We start from the raw sequence: 17,189 nt of genomic DNA, 5'->3' as shown, positions 1-17,189 counted from the left end.
GCGTCGCTCCTGTTCGTCCCATCCGTCCAGTGTGGCCCGGGCCCGTCTCAGCCGAGCGGGATCTGCCCGAGCAGCACACCGACGACGAGCATCACCACCGAGACGATCCCGGCACGCCACAGCACCTTGCGGTGGTGGTCGGCCAGCGGCACCCCGGCGAGGGTCACCAGCAGCAGGATCGCGGGGACGAGGGGGCTCTGCATGTGCACGGGCTGTCCGGTGATCGACGCGCGGGCCATCTCGACCGGTTCGATGCCGTACTGCGTCGCCGTCTCCGCCAGGACGGGCAGCACACCGAAGTAGAAGGCGTCGTTGGTCATGAAGAAGGTCATGGGGATGCTGAGCAGACCGGCGATGACGGCGAGGAACGGGCCGAGCGCGTCGGGGATGACACCGGTGAGCCACAGCGCCATGGACTCGACCATGCCGGTGCCCTGGAACACACCGGTCAGCACGGCCGCGGCGAGCACCATCGCGACGACCGACACGATGCTCGACGAATGCCGGGCGATCGCGGCGGACTGGTCGGCGACGCGCGGGAAGTTCACGGCCAGCGCGAGACCCGCGGCGATCATGAACAGCACGGGGATCAGCAGGACGTCGAGGACGAGGACGACGAGCAGCGCCACCGTGAGGATCGCGTTGAAGGGCAGCAACCGCGGGCGCAGAGTGGGGCGGTCGGGGTCGAGTCCGGCGGCGAACCGCCCGATCTCCCCGTCGGTTCCGGCGGCGTCCCTGCCGAGGGTCGTGCCCACCCCGGACGGGCCGGCACCGAGCGGCATCGTGTCGGGCTTCCACGTGAGCCGGCCGATGCGGCGGCGTTCGACGACACCCAGATGGGCGGCGAAGCCGAGCACGACGAGGAGGCCGACGACGAGCGAGGGGATCATCGGGACGAACACCTCGGACGGGGACAGTCCGAGCGCGCTGGCCGCACGGACCGTCGGCCCACCCCACGGGATGATGTTCATCGTGGCGTTCGCCAGGCCGGCGACGACGGTGAGGACGACGGGGCTGACCTTCAGTTTCAGGTAGAGGGGCAGCAGCGCGGAGGTGGTGATGATGAAGGTCGTGGACCCGTCCCCGTCGAGGGAGACGATCATCGCCAGCACCGCGGTGCCGACCACCAGCCGCGTCGGGTCGTCGCGCACGAGCCGCAGGATGAGCCGGACGAGCGGGTCGAACAGACCCACGTCGATCATGATCCCGAAGAAGATGATCGCGAAGAACAGCAGTGCCGCCGTGGGGGCGAGACTTTCGACGCCGTCGACGATCATGTCGCCGATCCCGGTGCCGGCACCGGCGATCAGCCCGAACGCGACGGGGACCAGGATCAGGCCGACGACCGGTGTGGCCCGTTTCGACATGATCAGGTACATGAAGGTGGCGACCATCAGGAAGCCGAGGACGACGAGCATGCGGTGCCCACTTTCGGACGGGGTGTGATCTCTGCTACAGCAGAGTGTGTGAGCCCGCCTGCGCCGAGTCACCGTTGAGCGCGATAGCACCGTTCTGCGCATTCTGCTCGAGCGTGGTGCATCGCGATCGGGCCGCCGGAGGGGTTCCCATAAGCTGGGGGCGTGCGTCGTTTCGAGTTCCCCGTCGACCTGCCCCACGCGAAGGCTGTCAACCAGACCCTCGCCGACGTCCGCCGCCTGCGCTGGTCCGCGGTGGTCGTCGGCCTGTTGTGTGCCGCCGGCACGGTCGGTCTCGTCCTGCTCGGTCAGACCTGGTCCTACATCGTCGCCGCGGTGCTCGCGGTCGCGGCGCTGACCTCGCTGTGGGTGGCGCTGTGGGCGCCGCGCAAGGTGGGCACGATCGAGCAGCTGTACCACGACAGTCCGCTGGTCCCGGCCATCGTCGCGGCCACCCGCGCGCGCGGTCTGACGCTTCTCGCCCTGGTGGACATCGCGAAACCGGACACGCAGGGCAGGCATTTCGCGCTCGTCACCCGCAAGATGGAGGCGATCCCCGGTCACCGCGCGGTGATCGGTGAGCGGGTGCCGTGCGTGGCGGTGCTGTCCGACCGCACCACCCGCAACGATTCCGGGATGTGGCAGATGGTCGGCCCGATGCCGATCGCGTGGGGCACCCGCGACCGGAAGGTCATCGCCGACGCGGCCGCGCAGATCCCCGAGGCCGAGTGGCGGGTGCTGAAGGAACAGGTGAAGAAGGTCGACGAGATCGATGCCACCACCGACCGCCGGCTCGAGCTCGACAGCAAGGACCTTCCCCCCGAACTGCGCTGACCCGGAACCCTGCACTGACCCGGAACCCTCGTGACATGCACGAACGCATCCTGACCGACGGCACGGTGGTGCTCTCACCACCGCGGGCGGCGGACGTGGACGCGATCACCGAGGCGTGCCGGGACCCGGAGATCGCCCGGTGGACCACCGTGCCCGATCCCTACACCCGCGCCGACGCGGTGCACTTCGTCGGGACGGTGGTGCCCGACAAGTGGGCGAAGGGCTTCCCCGACTGGGCGGTTCGCACCGAGCCGGACGGAAGGGTGTGCGGCATGGTCGGTTTCGTGCCGCGCGAGGGCGACGACCTGGAGATCGGTTACTGGATCGCATCGACGGCTCGCGGTCGCGGCCTGGCCACCGCCGCGGTACGTCTGGCGTGCGGATTCGCCTTCGCCGCCGACGGAATGGGAGTGCGGCGGATCGGATGGCGCGCGTTCGTCGGCAACCACGCATCCGCGGCGGTCGCACGACGGGTGGGTTTCCGGTTCGAGGGGATCACCCCGGCAGGACTGCTCCAGCGTGGTGTACCGCGGGACGTGTGGGTCGCCGGTCTGTCGGCCGACGACCCACCGGGTCCCGCGGACGGCTGGCCGCTCCGACCCGAGCGCCGGCTCAGGTGAGGTGCGGCAGCACTTCCTTCTCGAACAGTTCGATGCCGGAGGTGTCGTAGGCGGCCTCCGGGAAGTAGAAGATCGCGTACTCGAGCCCCTGCTTCTTCAGCGCCGTGAGGTTCTCGACGATCTGTTCGGGGGTCCCCACCGCGGGCATGCCCCGGAAGGGGTCGAGGGCTCCGTCGGCCTTCTCCGCTCCGACGATCGGTTCGAGGCGGGCCCGCAGTGCCTCGAGGCGGTCCTGTACCTCGGCCTCGGTGCGCCCGATCGCCACGTTGTAGTTCGCCGACCGGACGATCGCGTCGAAGTCGGTGCCCACCTCCGCGCAGTGCTGCCGCAGGATCTCGGACTTGCGCGCGAATCCCTCCGGGGTGCCGTCGAAGTTGGTGTACTGCGCGTACTTCGCGGCGATCCGCAGCGTCACCTTCTCACCGCCGCCGGCGATCCACAGCGGGAGGCCGCCCTCCTGCAGGGGCAGCGGACGCACGATCGCGCCGTCGACGGTGTAGTACTTCCCGTCGAGGGTGGCGGTGCCGGTGGTCCAGGCCTGCCGGAAGATCTGCACGCCCTCGTCGAGGCGCTTCAGCCGCTCCCCCGCCGACGGGAAACCGTAACCGTAGGCGCGCCATTCGTGTTCGTACCAGCCGCCACCGATACCCATCTCGATGCGTCCGCCGGAGACGATGTCGGCGGTCGCGGCGACCTTCGCGAGGTAGGCGGGGTTGCGGTAGGCCATCGCGGTGCACATCTGCCCGATCCGTACCCGCTCGGTGACCGCCGCGAAGGCCGAGACCAGCGTCCAGGCCTCGTGGGTGGCCTCGTCGGTGGGCTCGGGGACCGTGTGGAAGTGGTCGTACACCCAGATCGACTCCCAGGGGCCCTCGTCGGCGCGCACCGCGAGGTCGCGCATCACCCGCCACTGGTCGGCGGGGTCGATGCCGACGAGGTCCAGTCGCCAGCCTTGGGGAACGAACAGTCCGAAACGCATGTGGGTCCTCGGGTCGAAGGGACAGGGTCCGTCGGTGGTCCGGCCGGCACCGCCGTCTGCGGTGCACGACGCGGCCAGGGTGAGTATCGCGGAATCCAGCGGAACATGCAGGCCGCCCCCAGCAGGGCGAGGCCGCCGACGGTCAGCGAAGCGAGATCGTCGGCGGCCGGCAGGCACAGGAACGCGGCGGCGAGGACGACCAGCGAGGGCACCGCGACGACGCGCCGCCCGAACCGGTCCCTCAGTTGACCGGCCGGATACGAGCACAGCAGGTCGACGGCCCCACCGATCCCGAAGACCGCGGATGGGAGGTAGACGGTGGTGACGAGGCTCTTCCGGTCGAGGTGGGATCGGTCGAGGTGGGGCCGCCCTGGTCGAGCTCCGTCGTCACGCGGTCACGACGAGGGGTTCCGCCTCCGCCGCGAACCGGCCCACCGGACGGTCGAGGCCGTAGTGTCCGCGCAGGGTGGTCGCGGTGTACTCGGTGCGGAACAGACCGCGCTCCTGCAGGATCGGCACGACCCGGGTCGTGAAGTCCTCGAGCCCACCCGGCAGATAGGGGGGCATGACGTTGAAGCCGTCCGCCGCCTCGTTCTCGAACCAGAGCTGGATCTCGTCGGCGATCTGCTCGGGAGTACCCGCGAAGGTGCGGTGCCCGCGCCCGCCGCCGAGCTTGCCGATGAGCTGCCGGACCGTGAGGTTCTCCTTCTCCGCGAGATCCTTGACGAGCTGGTAACGGCTCTTGTTGCCCTGGATGCGGTCGATCGGCGGCAGCGGCGGCAGCGGAGCGTCGAGGGAGTGCTCGGTGAGATCGACGCCGAGCACGGTCGACAGCTGCCGCAGCGAGTAGGCGGGCGAGATGAGGTCGGTGAACTCCTGCTCGAGGGACCGGGCCTCGGCCTCGGTGTCGCCGATGAACGGGACGATGCCGGGCAGGATCTTCAGCGACCGCGGGTCGCGGCCCGCCTTGATCACCCGGACCTTCAGATCCCGGTAGAACGCCTGCCCCTCCTCGAGGGTGCGCTGCGCGGTGAACACGGCCTCGGCGTACTGCGCCGCGAAGTTCTTCCCGCTCTCGGACGATCCGGCCTGCACCAGCACGGGGCGCCCCTGCGGGGGCCGCGGGGTGTCGAGCGGGCCGCGGACCCGGAACCGCTCACCGACGTGGTCGATGGTGTGGACCTTGGCGGGATCGGCGAACCGGCCGGACTCGACGTCGAATTCGATGGCGTCGTCCTCCCAGCTGTCCCACAGGGAGATCGCGACGTCGACGAACTCGGCGGCGCGTTCGTAGCGGCCGGCGTGGTCGGGGGTGTCGTCGTAGCCGAAGTTCCGGGCCTCGTCGGCACCGCCGGAGGTGACGATGTTCCAGCCCGCGCGTCCCTTGCTGATGTGGTCGAGGGAGGCGAACTTCCGTGCGAGGTTGTAGGGATCGTTGTAACCGGTGGATGCGGTGGCGATGAGACCCACGTACTCGGTGACCACCGCCATCGCCGACAACAGGGTGATCGGTTCGAAGATCGCCTGGGGGTTGTGCTCGACGCGCGGACCCACCGCGAGTCCGTCGGCGAAGAACACCGAGTCGAGCCGGCCGCATTCGGCGATCCGGGCGAGTTCCTGGAAGTGCTCGATGTCGAGCACGCGGTGCGCGTCGGTGCGCGGGTTCCGCCAGGCGGCCTCGTGGTGTCCGACGCCCATCAGGAACGCGTTGAGGTGCAGCTGGTTCGAAGACGATGACATGGAATATCCTACCGTTCTGCTTCTTTCGAGGGATCTATCGATCGGAGCGCCACCGCGACAGACGGCCTTCGATGGTGACGAGGATGCCGTTGAAGACCAGGCCGACGAGCGAGATCGCGATGATGCCCGCGTACATGTCGGGGATCTGGAAGTTCAGCTGGGAGGCGGTGATGAGATAGCCGAGACCGGCCTTGGCACCGACCATCTCGGCGGCGATGAGCACGAGGATCGACGAGGCCGCCGCCATGCGGATACCGGTGAAGATGGTGGGGACAGCGGCCGGCAGCACGACCTTCTGGAACAACCGGTGGGCCGGAAGTCCCAGCGAGCGCGCCGACTTCACGAGCAGCGGATCGACCGTGCGTACCCCGGAGATGGTGTTGAGCAGGATCGGGAAGGTGCACGCGTAGATCACCAGTGCCACCTTCGAGGTCTCCCCGATGCCGAGGATGAGGATGAACACCGGCAGCAGCGCGAGGGCGGCGGTGTTGCGGAAGACCTCGAGGATCGGGTTCAGCAGGTCGGCGACGGGCTTGTACCAGCCGATGGCCACGCCGAGCGGGACGGCGATCGCGACGGCGACGGCGAAGCCGACGAGGGCGCGGGAAAGGCTGGCCGCGAGGTGGTCGACGAGCCGCCCGTTGCCGACCAGGTCGAAGAATGCACCGAGCACGGTCGTGAAGGGCGGCAGGAACACCTCGTCGACGAGCCCGATCCGCGGGGCCGTCTCCCACAGGGCGAGGAAGGCGACGATCGCGACGGCCGGCCTGGCCAGATGCCACGCCGACGCCCCGATCCGGTGCCCGAGGCCCGGTTCCGGTGCGGGTGCGGGTACCGCGGTGACGGCGGGTTCCGGCAGGGTGGCGGGCCGGGGCTTCGTGAGGGTGGCGCTAGTGCTGGACATGCTGAACCTCTTCCGTTGCGGTGGCGAGTTCGAGGTCGTGCGCGCGGGCCACCTCCGAGTGCAGCAGCGACCAGATGTCGTGCCGCAGAACGCGGAAGGCCTCGCTCGAGCGGACGTCGTCGACGGTCCGGTCGATGTCGACGTCGACGATCGTCTTGATCCGGCCCGGGCGCGAGGTGAGGATCGCGACGCGCTGCCCGAGATACACGGCTTCGTCGATGCCGTGGGTGATGAACAGGATGGTCTTGCCGGTCTCCCGCCAGATGCGCAGCAGTTCGTCCTGGAGGGATTCGCGGGTCTGGGCGTCGAGGGCGGCGAAGGGTTCGTCCATGAGCAGCACCTCGGGGTCGAAGGCGAGGCTGCGTGCGATGGCGACGCGCTGCTTCATGCCGCCCGACAACTCGTGCGGATAGCGGTCGCCGAAGCCGTGCAGGCCGACCAGTTCGAGGTAGTGCTCGGCGAGGGCGCGGCGTTCCCGCTTCGGAATCCCCTTGGCCTCGAGACCGAACTCGATGTTGGCGCGGGCGGTTCGCCAGGGCAGCAGGGCGTACTGCTGGAAGACGATGCCGCGGTCGAGTCCCGGCCCGCAGACGGGCCGGCCGTCGAGGAGGATCCGTCCCGAGGTCGGTTCGCTCAGCCCGCCGAGCAGGTCGAGCAGTGTGGATTTGCCGCATCCACTCGGGCCGACCAGCACGAGGAACTCGCCGTCGGCCAGGTCGATGCCGATGTCGTCGAGCGCAGTGAAGGTGTCCTTGGTGCCGCGGACGGGAAAACGCTTGGTGACGTGTTCGATCCGGAGCTTGGGGGTACTCACTTCGCCTCCTCGATGGGCCCACCGTCGGGGCCGCTGGTGGGTTCGTAGGTGCCGTTGGAATAAGGGTTGAACTCGTTGGTGTAGACCTCGGAGACCTCGATCGCGCCTTCCTCGAGTTCGCCGTTGCGGACGAGCCAGTCGATCCAGGTCGAGATCTCCTGATCGGTGATCACGCCGCCCGGCCCGGCGACACCGGGACTGCGCCAGTAGCCGACGAGATCGGTGGTCTCGTTGCGGCCGCGTCCCTCGATGATCTCCTCGAACTTGGCGATCACCTCCTCGCGGGGCACGACCTGGGCCCAGCGGATGGCCCGCGCGGTGCCCTGCACGAAATCCTCGACGGCGTCGCGGTTCCGTTCGATGAAGTCGGTGCGGAAGGCGTAGGTGCCGTACGAGAACGACCCGAAGAGCGACTCGTCGGTGAACAACGGGCGGATCCCGCCGCGTTCGAGTGCGGTCTCACGGAAGACGCTGCCGAGCGTACCCACGTCGATCCGGCCTTCGCGCAAGGCCTGCTCGGTGCTGACCGGAGGCACCACGATCAGCTCGACCTGCGAGATCTCCTCCGGGGAAAGTCCCTGCCGGGACAGCCATTCCCGGACGAGGAACTCGTGGTGCGCACCGAGGGTGTTCATGCCGACCTTCTTGCCGATCAGGTCGCGTGCGGTGCGGATCGGGCTGCCCTCGAGCACGTAGTAGCCGCTGAAGCTCTCGGTGTCCGAACCGTAGGAGGCGAGCACCGAGGTCAGCGGTGAGTTCCCGGCCTGGGCCTTGATCACGGCACCGTTGAAGGCACTGCCGAACTCGATCTGTTTCGTGGCGGTGTTCTGCAGCGACTGCGGCCCGTTGCCGTTGTCGCCGATCCACTCGAGGTCGATGTCCTCGTAATAACCGAGGGCTTCGGCGAGTTCGGGGAACAGGACCTGACCGGCGGCGCCTTCGTAGCGCAGCACGGTGCGTCCGTCCGCGGTGGTGGTGGCCTCGGATCCCGCGCAGGCGGTCGCGGCGGATGCGAGTGTGAGCAGTGTTGCGGCGGCTGCGAATGCACGCAGGAGTCCGCCGCGCAGAGTCGACTTCGACATCGGCTTCGTAAGTCCTCGTATCGGCCCGCAAGTGCGGCGCGGTGGATCCGTCCCGAGCGGATGTGAGCACGGCGGGCCGGATGGTTGTGAAGTCGTATCACGCACCGTTTCGGTGCGGCGACGATCGTTCAGAGACGACAGCTCCGACACTCGGCCACGATCGATCCCCCTTCGACGTTCTGTGACCGTGACAGCATCCCGGCCGGGGCGCCCGTGCGACAACGATTGGGCGCATCCTGATCGGAAGTCGGCCGGGCTCGGAGGTCGTTCGGAGCGCACGGACCTCGGACACGCCGAAGGGCCGGCGCATCGGCTGCGCCGGCCTCTCCACGGAACGGCGCGGATGGTCACCGCTCGGTGACGGTGACTCAGGGATGGTTCGGGTTGTTGTGTTCGGGGATCTCGATGCTGATCGGGCGCAGTTCCGACATGTAGAGCAGGACGAACTGGCGCAGGAACTCGTCGAACGTCCAGTACGCCTCGGGTGCCGGCGGAAGTGGCAGCAGCCCTTCGCGAACCGCGATGAACGGCCCCCATGCGACGTCGAGCAGCGTGCCCCACACCGGTTCCCGGGGGATGTGCAGCCAGTCGGCGATCTCGTCGCCGAGGGCGAACCGGGTCAGTGCGCCGAGGATCGGGCGGGTCAGCAGGGTGAAGTCGAGGCCGCGGCCGAGGTCGAGCAGCATGTCGGCGAGCTTCTGCCCCTCGGGGGTGGGCGCCAGGATCGGGTCGAGCACCTCCCGGGCCTGGGACTCGGCGTCGTCCCAGGTGGCGGGGATGTACTCGTCCCGGATGCCGAGCATGTGCGCGCTCACCTGCCAGGAATGCAGGAAGGCGCGGGACTCGTCCTCGGGGATCGGCACCTGCCACTGCCGCAGCGTGCGCATCACGCTGGTGGGCAGACTGTGCCAGGTGACCATCATGTCGTGCTGACTGATGGGCACGTCCTCGGGCGCGAGGTTCGCCCAGTGCGACGACCGTGGCAGCAGGTTCCGTACCCCGGCGTGCGCGAGCCTGGTCTTGACCGAGGTGACGATCATCTCGCCGTCGGGCCGGTAGGCATTGCGGGAACCGATGTCGTAGCCCAGTTTCGCGGTCCGGGAGATGCGGCGTTTCATGTTCGCGCCGCCCTTGGAGTAGTAGACGGCGAGGGCCTCCTCGGGGATGACGGTGCTCATCATCCCGCTCACGAAGCCGTAGAGGACCCCGAGGTACAGGCCCCGTTTCTCGTTGAACCGCACCGCCGTCTCGAGGAGTCCCGGATCGGCCCAGGGCGGCAGTCGCCGTGCGTGTTCGAGGAAGTCCCGCAGATCGTCCGGCAGCCCGTCCGGCAGCGGCTGCCCGTTCTTCGTCCAGCTGCGGAGCAGTTCGTTGACGCGGGGCACGTCCCCGCGATCGAGCAGTGAGGCCACGAGCGGATCGGCCTCGTCGTCCCACACGGTGCGGGGGTCCGCACCGCTGCCCGTGCCGGGTACCGACCCGGACGGTGACCATCTCCACGGTCTCGCCCGGGCGGGGGCCGCCGCAGCGAAAGCCCCCAACGCCCCCAGTAACCCCCCGGCTTTCAGAATGTCGCGTCTGGCCGGATTTTCCATGCGGTCGCTCCCATACGACGCAGCGGGTGGAGCACTGAAACAGTGACTGTTTCCCTGTATCAGGGAAACACACTGTGGTGCCGGTCACAACCACTTCCGCCGAATCGGCCTCCCGTCCCCTTAAGGTGGAGATCCGGACCCGTAGACTCCGGCCCCAGGAGGACCCGTGGACCCTGCATCGTCGGCCCCGCCACCGACGTCCGGCGGTGTGCCCGACCAGGACCGGAACCGGGAATCGGACTCACTGCTCGACCGGGCGTTCCGCGACGCGCTGGTCCCTCCCGGCGCCGCCGCGGATCCCTGCGAGACGGACGAGACCCGCACCCGCCTGCTCGACGCGGCGTACGAACAGTTCTGCCGCACCGGCATCCAGCGATCGTCCATGGAGGAGATCGCACGCCGCGCGGACCTGTCCCGGATCACCCTGTACCGCAGGTTCGAGACGAAGGACGCACTGGTCGAACAGGTCATCCTGCGCGAGTTCCGGCGCTACTTCGTGCAGTTCCTCGAGGACATCCGCACCGCCGACACGGTCGCCGACCGGGTGGTCCTCGGCTTCGTGAGTGCCCTGCGGGCCATCCGCACCAACCGGCTCATCGCCACGCTGCTCGAGACCGAACCGGTGCTGTTCGCCGGCGCCATCGGGGGTGATGACGGCACGATGCTCGCCACCGTCCGGCGGTTCGTCGCGGGCCAGTTGCGCCGGGAACAGCTCGCGGGCACGATCTCCGCGGATCTGGACGTCGACCTGGTGGCCGAGATACTCGTGCGTATCTCGGCGTCCTTCCTCGCCACCCCGAGCCGGGTGGTGGACATCGACGACGACGACGAATTGGCCGCCGTCGCACGGCAGTTCCTCGTTCCGATGGTGCTGCCGGATCACTCCACGCGGTAGTAGCGGCCCACCTCGTCGAGTCGTGCCCGCAGGGCCTCGACCACCGGGCGCTGCCCCTTGACCAGCATCCACTCCGCATCGGCGGCCGCGACCCAACGCGCGTCGTCGACCTCCGGGACGGTGATGCGCCGGCCGGAGCGCGGTGGCCACTCCACCTCGCAGGTGTTGCTCTCCACGAAGGTCATGTCCTCGGTCGTCTCCCCGGCGTAGACGCTGACGATCTTGCCGGAGGCCTGCCGGTAGCGTCCCAGCAGCGACAGCGGCACGTCCGGCGGAGCGAACCCGCACTCCTCGGTGAACTCGCGCACCGCCACCTCGCGGGGATCCTCCTCGGGCCCGTACTCCCCCTTGGGGACCGACCAGGCCGCTTCGTCCTTGCCCTTCCAGAACGGACCACCCGGGTGGACGAGCCACAGGCCGAGCAGCCCGGTGTCGTCGATGCGGTAGAGGAGCAGTCCCGCGCTCGTGACGGCCATCGTGGTGCTCCTATTCCGGCGTGACGGGTTGCCGCAGGACGGTTCTCAGCTTCGCAGGTTCGGTGCGGCGCGGATCGTTCAGGTAGATCTCGTGGTGTTCACCCGCGAAGGTCAGACCGCGTTCGGGCATCACCTGCGTGTGCAGCCGTTCGAGGACGGGCGCCTCGTCGTCGTAGGGCCCGACGTGCAGGATCTGCAGGCACCGTCCCTCGGTGAGCCGGAACGGCCGCAGCTTCGGCAGGGCCGGCAACGGTTTCCCCTTCGCGGCCGCCTTCTTCGCCGCGGTCTCGACCGCCTCGGTCACCATCTCGTCGGTGACCCACGGCGGCTGGGCGATCATCATCCGCCACTCCCACGACGACTTGTCGCCCCGGACGAAGGCCGACATGTCGTCGCTCCACCACTGTCCTTCGAGCGGCCCGACGACGAAGTCTCGCTGCAGCAGGGTCTTCGAGGCGAACTTCAGGGCGTAGGACACCGCGTAGAGCGCCTCGACGGCTTCGGTGTAGGCCGGTGCGGTGTTCGGATCGTCCACGCCGTCGATCGCGACGTACCGGAACTCCGGCACCTGCACTTCCGTGAAGTCCTCGGCGGAACAGGTGTACAGCCCGCGGTACTCGCGCTTGATGTCGTACTTGTCCACATCACCCTCCGTCGAGGACGAGGATATGCCCACGGCGCCTCGGGGAAGGCGGGAACGGACGTAGCATCGGGGCATGCTCGACGCGAGCGCGGTGGAGTCCTTCGAGGAGCACCGCACCCACCTGCTGGGTGTGGCGTACCGGCTGACCGGGAGCGTCGCCGACGCCGAGGACGCCGTGCAGGACGCGTGGTTGCGTCTGGCCGGGGTCGACGCCGACCGGATCGTCGACCTGCGGGCCTGGCTGACCACCGTGGTGGGACGGTTGTGTCTGGACCGGTTGCGCTCGGCCGCGGTGCGCCGCGAGACCTATGTCGGGCAGTGGCTGCCGGAACCGGTCCTCACCCCACTCGGCGGCTGCACTCCCCCAGACCCGCTGGAACGGATCGTGCAGGACGAGGACAACCGGCTGGCCGCCCTCGTCGTGCTCGACACCCTCCCACCCGCCCAACGCGTCGCGTTCGTCCTCCACGACGCCTTCGACGTGCCCTTCGACGAGATCTCCCGCATCCTCGACATCACCGTCCCGACCGCGCGCCAGCTGGCGTCCCGCGGGCGGCGGGCGGTGGCGCACACACCTCCGCCCGTCCCCTCCGAGGAACACGCGGAGGCCGTCGAGCGGTTGCTGGCCGCCTTCGCCGACGCCGACCTCGACGCGGTGACCGCCGCCCTGCATCCCGACGCTCACGCCGTCGGCGACGCCGGTGGCACGACCCGTACCGCGCTCAACGTCGTCGTGGGCCCGGACAGGTTCGCGCGCTTCTTCCTCGGTCTGTCCCGCCGCTACGGCACCGACTCGCTCACGGCGGTGGAGCCGATCCTCGTCAACGGCGAACTCGGGCTGCTCAACCGCGGCGCCCCGGGTGACGGCGACCGGCCGGGCTTCCCGCCCCGCGTGCTGGCGTGCACGGTGCGCGAGGGGCGGGTCTGGGCCGCCTACGACCTGGCCAATCCCGCCAAGCTGCGCCGCGGGACCCGGCTGGGGGCCGGACTGTTCGAGGCCGGTCGGGAGTCCACCCGGTGATCTCCTAGGACGCCGTGGACGATCCTTTCGCATCGGTGTCGGTGTCGGCGTCGGCCCAGGGCACGCGGCAGGCGTCCGTGCTGAACCCCTGATCGTGGATCCCGAGCGCGGAGTTCATCCGGGCACGCATGTTCTCGAGCGCGATCTGATAGGTCAGCTCCACCACCCCGGCGGGCCCGAAGCGGCGTTCGAGGTCCGCGATCTGCTCGTCGGTCACTGCCGTGGCCACGTCGCCGGTCATCGCGTCGGCGTAGGCGATCGCGGCCTTCTCGTCGTCGCTGTACAGATCCGACGTCTCGTACTCGGCGATGTGGGCGAGCCGGTCGGTGTCGAGACCGTCGAGCCGCTGCAGCATGGTGCCGAAGTCGATGCACCACGAACAGCCGATCGTCCAGGCCACGCGGTAGACGGCGATCTCGCGGATCGCGGCGGGCAGGGTGTTCGACGCCCGCTCGGCGAGCAGTTCGTGCACTCCGCTCGTGCGCATCAGCGCCGGGTGGTGGGCCAGGACGGCGAACGGTTCGGGCACCGATCCGAACCGGCGACGCGCCATCGCGTAGGTCGCACGGGTCATCGGGCCGGCCTGCTCGGGGGTGACGGGACGGAGTCGAGCCATGACTGCTTTCCTTCCGTGTGAGCCGCGGAACACCTCACCGGTTCCGCGGGTGCCTTCACAGTGGAGACGAGGCAGGTGGCCCGGGTGTGACAGCGCGGGCGCTACGCTGCAGGAATGGCTGATTCGACGACTCCGCGGCGGGTGCCTACGGTCTCCCGACTCCGGCCGTTCGCCTCGACGATCTTCGCCGAGATGACCGACCTCGCCGTCCGTCACGGCGCGATCAATCTGGGGCAGGGCTTCCCGGATGTGGACGGGCCACCGGCGATGCTCGAAACCGCACGTCGGGCCATCGCTGAGGGTGTGAACCAGTATCCGCCCGGCTCCGGGATGCCGGACCTGCGCCGGGCCGTCGCCGCCGATCGGGCCGCCCGCTACGGGCTGGAGTACGACCCGGACACCGAGGTGCTCGTCACCGTCGGCGCGACCGAGGCCATCAGCGCGGCGATCCTCGGGCTGGTCGAGCCCGGCGAGGAGGTGCTGCTCACCGAGCCGTACTACGACTCCTACGCGGCGTCGGTCGCCCTGGCCGGCGCGACCCGCCGCACGGTGCCGCTGGCGCGGTCCGGGAACGGTTTCGTGCTCGACGTCGATGCGTTGCGCGCGGCCGTCACCGACCGCACCCGCATGCTGGTCGTGAACAGCCCGCACAATCCCACCGGCACCGTCTACGACCGCGAGTCGCTGACCGCGCTGGCCGAGCTGGCCTGCGAGCGCGACCTGCTGGTGCTGTCCGACGAGGTGTACGAGCACCTGGTGTTCGACGGGCGCACCCATGTCCCGCTGGCCTCGCTGCCGGGTATGGCGGAGCGGACGGTCACGGTCTCGAGCGCCGCGAAGACCTTCAACGTCACCGGCTGGAAGATCGGCTGGGCCCTGGGGCCGCGCGAGCTGATCGACGGGGTGCGCGCCGCCAAGCAGTTCCTGACCTATGTGGGCGGTGCTCCCTTCCAGCCGGCCGTGGCATATGCGCTCGAACACGAGCAGGACTGGATCGTGTCGATGCGGAACGAGCTGCAGCGCAAGCGGTCTCTGCTGTCGAATGCGCTGTCCGATGCGGGACTGAAGGTGTTCGATTCCGCCGGAACCTATTTCGTGATCGCCGATCTGACCCCCTTCGGCCACACCGACGGGGTGGCGTTCTGCCGCGAGTTGCCCGCCCGGATCGGTGTCGCGGCGGTACCGGTGAGCGTGTTCGTCGACGACGCACCGTCGTGGAACCATTTGGTGCGCTTCGCGTTCTGCAAGCGCGACGAGGTGCTCACCGAGGCGGTCCGCCGTCTGAGCGCACTGCAGGAGGCCCGGTAGATCATGTCGCGGCCCACGATCCCGTCCGACTTCGTCTCGCGGGCGATCCGTGTGGGTGCGGAGCAGGGCATCGACCTGCAACCGGCCCTCGAGGCGGCGCGTATCAGCCGCGCCGTGCTGGTGCATCCCCACGCACGCCTGACGCCGGCGCAGGTCAGCCGGTTCACCCAGACCGTCTGGCAGATCACCGACGACGAACTGTTCGGTCTCGCTCCGGCTCCCGTGCCGCGGGGCACTTTCCGGGTGATGTGCCTGACCCTCATCCACCGTCCCGATCTGGATCATGCCCTGCGGCGCATGATCGAGGTCAACCACGTCCTCCGGTCGCTTCCACAGCTGAGTCTGACGCCGGGCGCGGAGACGACCTTCCTCGACGTGGAAGTGCCGGAGACGGTGGACGACAAGACCCGTGTGGTCGTGGACTTCCTGCTGATGCTGCTGCACCGCTTCGCGGCCTGGCTGGTCGGTGGGCGGGTCCGTCTCGAATCGGCCTTCCTGCCGTACACCGAACCGGATCCCGTGCTGGCCCGCAGTTACGACGCGATCTTCGGCGTGCCGGTTACCTTCGGGGCCGGGCGGGCCGCACTGGAGATCGACAACGCCGCACTGAAGTCGCCGCTGGTGCAGACCGAGGAGAGCCTCGAGGAGTATCTGCGCGACTCCCCCAATCTCATTCTGTCCGAACGTGATTACGAATCCACCGTGTCGGCGCAGGTGCGCCGGATCTTCGAGTCCGGCATCGAGGGCCGCACCGCCACGGCGGAGGACATCGCGAGCCGGCTCGCGGTCAGCCCGCCGCACCTGCGGCGGCTGCTGCGCCAGGAGGGCACCTCGCTCGGGCAGTTGCGCGAGGAGGTGCTGCGCGATCTGGCCATCGCGGGCCTTCGCCGCGGGGAGGCGGTGGACGACCTGTCGGCGCGTCTCGGGTTCTCCGAGCCGAGCGCGTTCCGGCGGGCGTTCAAACGGTGGACGGGCAACACCCCCCGGGCGTACCGCGAGCATCGCTGAGACAACCGCGCGAGCACCGCTGGGACACCACCGGATACGGACGGAATCGGACACGGCCCGGCCCGGTGCGCCCGCCCTTACCCACGAGACCCCGCCGTTACACATCCGATGCGGGTTGCATCAACGCGTTCGTAGTGGGACCGTCGGAGACGAACCGTCATCGATCTTCGAGAGGGTGATTCACGAGCCATGCACACGATCGTTCACGACGAGTACCCGACCCGTGGCCGCACGACCTGCGAGTCCATCGAACGAAAGGACCCGGTCGTGTGGGGAGCGACCGGCGACGGCCCCCTCGGCGCGGAGGCGGTGGCGGATTACGACCGTCGCGGATTCCACACCGCGGAAGGCATTCTCGCGGCGCAGGATGTCGGCAACCTCCTGGAGGAGACCGCCCGCCTGGGCCGCGAACTCGGCGACGACGACCGCGTCGTCCGGGAGCAGGGCAGCGGCGACGTACGGTCCATCTTCGACGTCCACCGGCTGAGCGGACTCGTCGACTCGATCATCCGCAGGCCCGAGATCGTCGGAATCGCAAGGCAACTGCTCGGTTCCGAGGTGTACGTCCATCAGTCCCGGCTCAACGTCAAGCCCGGCTTCCGCGGTGGCCCCTTCTACTGGCACTCGGACTTCGAGACCTGGCACGCCGAGGACGGGATGCCGCGTCCGCGCGCACTGAGCATCTCGATCGCCCTGACCGAGAACTACGGCTACAACGGCGGTTTGATGATCATGCCGGGTTCGCACCGCACCTACGTGTCGTGTGCGGGCGAGACTCCGGACGACTACTTCCGCCAGTCGCTGGTGACGCACGTGCCCCCGACCGGGTCGCCCGACGAGGACACCCTGACGCGCATGGCCGCCGAGCACGGCATCGCGACGTTCACCGGATCGGCCGGTTCGGCAACGGTGTTCGACTCGAACTGCATGCACGGATCGAACGGGAACATCACGCCGTTCCCGCGGTCGAACCTGTTCGTGGTGTTCAACAGTGTCGAGAACACCCTCGTCGAGCCGTTCGCCGCGGCCCGGCCCCGCCCCTCCTATCTGGGGAGCAGGGACTTCACGCCGCTCCGGTGACCCACGACCGGATCGGCGCGGCCGGATCCGGTGTCCCACACGGGCGAAGCCCTCCGGTGAGCGATCTCCCGGAGGGCTCTGCCCGGCCACGGGGCCATTTCCACACAGCCCGGCCACGGGGCCATTTCCACACAGCCCGGCCACGGGGCCATTTCCACA

At 69.1% G+C, this 17,189-nt stretch carries 17 protein-coding genes; 7 read left to right on the top strand and 10 right to left on the bottom strand.

Annotated elements, in window-relative coordinates; genetic code table 11:
• Nucleotides 1-47 precede the first annotated feature (47 nt).
• Nucleotides 48-1,418 carry a CitMHS family transporter gene (locus OED52_RS03725; RefSeq protein ID WP_264153348.1) on the bottom strand — a complete coding sequence of 457 codons (1,371 nt, stop codon included), beginning with the start codon at nt 1,416-1,418 and terminating at the stop codon, nt 48-50.
• A gap of 162 nt (nt 1,419-1,580) precedes the next feature.
• Here OED52_RS03725 and OED52_RS03720 point away from each other — a divergent pair, with 162 nt between their 5' ends.
• Together OED52_RS03720 and OED52_RS03715 are read left to right on the top strand one after the other, a co-directional pair.
• Nucleotides 1,581-2,249, top strand: coding sequence for a DUF3239 domain-containing protein (locus OED52_RS03720; protein WP_264153347.1), 669 nt, complete (start codon nt 1,581-1,583; stop codon nt 2,247-2,249).
• Nucleotides 2,250-2,284: 35 nt separating this feature from the next.
• On the top strand, nt 2,285-2,869 hold the full coding sequence (locus tag OED52_RS03715) for a GNAT family N-acetyltransferase (protein WP_264153346.1): 585 nt from the start codon (nt 2,285-2,287) through the stop codon (nt 2,867-2,869).
• On the opposite strand, the gene OED52_RS03710 is transcribed toward OED52_RS03715, so the two are convergent.
• The 6 genes from OED52_RS03710 to OED52_RS03680 all read right to left on the bottom strand — a co-directional run bounded on the left by OED52_RS03710 (nt 2,862) and on the right by OED52_RS03680 (nt 9,983).
• The gene (locus OED52_RS03710; protein WP_264153345.1) at nt 2,862-3,848 is read right to left on the bottom strand and encodes an LLM class F420-dependent oxidoreductase; all 987 of its coding nucleotides are present in this window, start codon (nt 3,846-3,848) and stop codon (nt 2,862-2,864) included. The two genes, OED52_RS03715 and OED52_RS03710, sit on opposite strands and share 8 nt — an antisense overlap.
• Before the next feature lie 387 nt (nt 3,849-4,235).
• The gene (locus tag OED52_RS03700; protein WP_264153344.1) at nt 4,236-5,588 is read right to left on the bottom strand and encodes an LLM class flavin-dependent oxidoreductase; all 1,353 of its coding nucleotides are present in this window, start codon (nt 5,586-5,588) and stop codon (nt 4,236-4,238) included.
• 34 nt (nt 5,589-5,622) lie between these two features.
• A complete protein-coding gene (locus OED52_RS03695; protein ID WP_264153343.1) occupies nt 5,623-6,492 on the bottom strand; it encodes an ABC transporter permease in 870 nt (289 codons plus the stop codon).
• On the bottom strand, nt 6,479-7,306 hold the full coding sequence (locus OED52_RS03690; RefSeq protein WP_264153342.1) for an ABC transporter ATP-binding protein: 828 nt from the start codon (nt 7,304-7,306) through the stop codon (nt 6,479-6,481). The genes OED52_RS03695 and OED52_RS03690 overlap by 14 nt, the downstream gene beginning before the upstream one ends.
• Nucleotides 7,303-8,388 (bottom strand): ABC transporter substrate-binding protein, encoded by a 1,086-nt coding sequence (locus OED52_RS03685; RefSeq protein ID WP_264153341.1) that lies wholly within the window; start codon nt 8,386-8,388, stop codon nt 7,303-7,305. Before OED52_RS03685 ends, OED52_RS03690 begins: the two co-directional genes overlap by 4 nt.
• A gap of 368 nt (nt 8,389-8,756) precedes the next feature.
• Nucleotides 8,757-9,983 (bottom strand): oxygenase MpaB family protein, encoded by a 1,227-nt coding sequence (locus OED52_RS03680; protein ID WP_264153340.1) that lies wholly within the window; start codon nt 9,981-9,983, stop codon nt 8,757-8,759.
• Nucleotides 9,984-10,191: 208 nt separating this feature from the next.
• Here OED52_RS03680 and OED52_RS03675 point away from each other — a divergent pair, with 208 nt between their 5' ends.
• Nucleotides 10,192-10,878, top strand: coding sequence for a TetR/AcrR family transcriptional regulator (locus OED52_RS03675; RefSeq protein WP_413247743.1), 687 nt, complete (start codon nt 10,192-10,194; stop codon nt 10,876-10,878).
• Here the strand turns inward: OED52_RS03675 and OED52_RS03670 are convergent.
• Together OED52_RS03670 and OED52_RS03665 are read right to left on the bottom strand one after the other, a co-directional pair.
• Nucleotides 10,863-11,354, bottom strand: coding sequence for an NUDIX domain-containing protein (locus OED52_RS03670; RefSeq protein ID WP_264153339.1), 492 nt, complete (start codon nt 11,352-11,354; stop codon nt 10,863-10,865). The genes OED52_RS03675 and OED52_RS03670 overlap by 16 nt on opposite strands.
• Before the next feature lie 10 nt (nt 11,355-11,364).
• Entirely contained in the window at nt 11,365-11,997 is a 633-nt protein-coding gene (locus OED52_RS03665) for a GyrI-like domain-containing protein (protein WP_264153338.1), read from the bottom strand.
• A 73-nt stretch (nt 11,998-12,070) separates the two neighbouring features.
• Here OED52_RS03665 and OED52_RS03660 point away from each other — a divergent pair, with 73 nt between their 5' ends.
• Nucleotides 12,071-13,018 carry a sigma-70 family RNA polymerase sigma factor gene (locus OED52_RS03660; RefSeq protein ID WP_264153337.1) on the top strand — a complete coding sequence of 316 codons (948 nt, stop codon included), beginning with the start codon at nt 12,071-12,073 and terminating at the stop codon, nt 13,016-13,018.
• Nucleotides 13,019-13,022: 4 nt separating this feature from the next.
• Here OED52_RS03660 and OED52_RS03655 read toward each other — a convergent pair whose 3' ends face one another.
• Nucleotides 13,023-13,634, bottom strand: coding sequence for a carboxymuconolactone decarboxylase family protein (locus OED52_RS03655; protein ID WP_264153336.1), 612 nt, complete (start codon nt 13,632-13,634; stop codon nt 13,023-13,025).
• Between the two features lie 114 nt (nt 13,635-13,748).
• On the opposite strand from OED52_RS03655, the gene OED52_RS03650 reads away from it, so the two are divergent.
• The 3 genes from OED52_RS03650 (at nt 13,749) to thpD (ending at nt 17,030) form a co-directional block, all read left to right on the top strand.
• Nucleotides 13,749-14,942: a pyridoxal phosphate-dependent aminotransferase gene (locus OED52_RS03650; RefSeq protein ID WP_264153335.1), complete on the top strand. Its 1,194-nt coding sequence runs from the start codon at nt 13,749-13,751 to the stop codon at nt 14,940-14,942.
• A 3-nt stretch (nt 14,943-14,945) separates the two neighbouring features.
• Nucleotides 14,946-15,950 (top strand): AraC family transcriptional regulator, encoded by a 1,005-nt coding sequence (locus tag OED52_RS03645; RefSeq protein WP_264153334.1) that lies wholly within the window; start codon nt 14,946-14,948, stop codon nt 15,948-15,950.
• Between the two features lie 189 nt (nt 15,951-16,139).
• Nucleotides 16,140-17,030 (top strand): ectoine hydroxylase, encoded by an 891-nt coding sequence (gene thpD / locus OED52_RS03640; protein ID WP_264153333.1) that lies wholly within the window; start codon nt 16,140-16,142, stop codon nt 17,028-17,030.
• Nucleotides 17,031-17,189: the final 159 nt, after the last annotated feature.

It is taken from the genome of Rhodococcus sp. Z13 (assembly GCF_025837095.1).
Taxonomy (GTDB): domain Bacteria; phylum Actinomycetota; class Actinomycetes; order Mycobacteriales; family Mycobacteriaceae; genus Rhodococcus; species Rhodococcus sacchari.
This window is presented reverse-complemented; position numbering and strand designations above follow the sequence as displayed.

Coding starts and splice junctions, on each gene's coding strand:
- OED52_RS03725 (WP_264153348.1), bottom strand. CDS start 1,418: ATGCTCGTCGTCCTCGGCTTCCTGATGGTCGCCACCTTCATGTACCTG.
- OED52_RS03715 (WP_264153346.1), top strand. CDS start 2,285: ATGCACGAACGCATCCTGACCGACGGCACGGTGGTGCTCTCACCACCG.
- OED52_RS03710 (WP_264153345.1), bottom strand. CDS start 3,848: ATGCGTTTCGGACTGTTCGTTCCCCAAGGCTGGCGACTGGACCTCGTC.
- OED52_RS03700 (WP_264153344.1), bottom strand. CDS start 5,588: ATGTCATCGTCTTCGAACCAGCTGCACCTCAACGCGTTCCTGATGGGC.
- OED52_RS03695 (WP_264153343.1), bottom strand. CDS start 6,492: ATGTCCAGCACTAGCGCCACCCTCACGAAGCCCCGGCCCGCCACCCTG.
- OED52_RS03685 (WP_264153341.1), bottom strand. CDS start 8,388: ATGTCGAAGTCGACTCTGCGCGGCGGACTCCTGCGTGCATTCGCAGCC.
- OED52_RS03680 (WP_264153340.1), bottom strand. CDS start 9,983: ATGGAAAATCCGGCCAGACGCGACATTCTGAAAGCCGGGGGGTTACTG.
- OED52_RS03670 (WP_264153339.1), bottom strand. CDS start 11,354: ATGGCCGTCACGAGCGCGGGACTGCTCCTCTACCGCATCGACGACACC.
- OED52_RS03660 (WP_264153337.1), top strand. CDS start 12,071: ATGCTCGACGCGAGCGCGGTGGAGTCCTTCGAGGAGCACCGCACCCAC.
- OED52_RS03655 (WP_264153336.1), bottom strand. CDS start 13,634: ATGGCTCGACTCCGTCCCGTCACCCCCGAGCAGGCCGGCCCGATGACC.
- OED52_RS03650 (WP_264153335.1), top strand. CDS start 13,749: ATGGCTGATTCGACGACTCCGCGGCGGGTGCCTACGGTCTCCCGACTC.
- OED52_RS03645 (WP_264153334.1), top strand. CDS start 14,946: ATGTCGCGGCCCACGATCCCGTCCGACTTCGTCTCGCGGGCGATCCGT.
- thpD (WP_264153333.1), top strand. CDS start 16,140: ATGCACACGATCGTTCACGACGAGTACCCGACCCGTGGCCGCACGACC.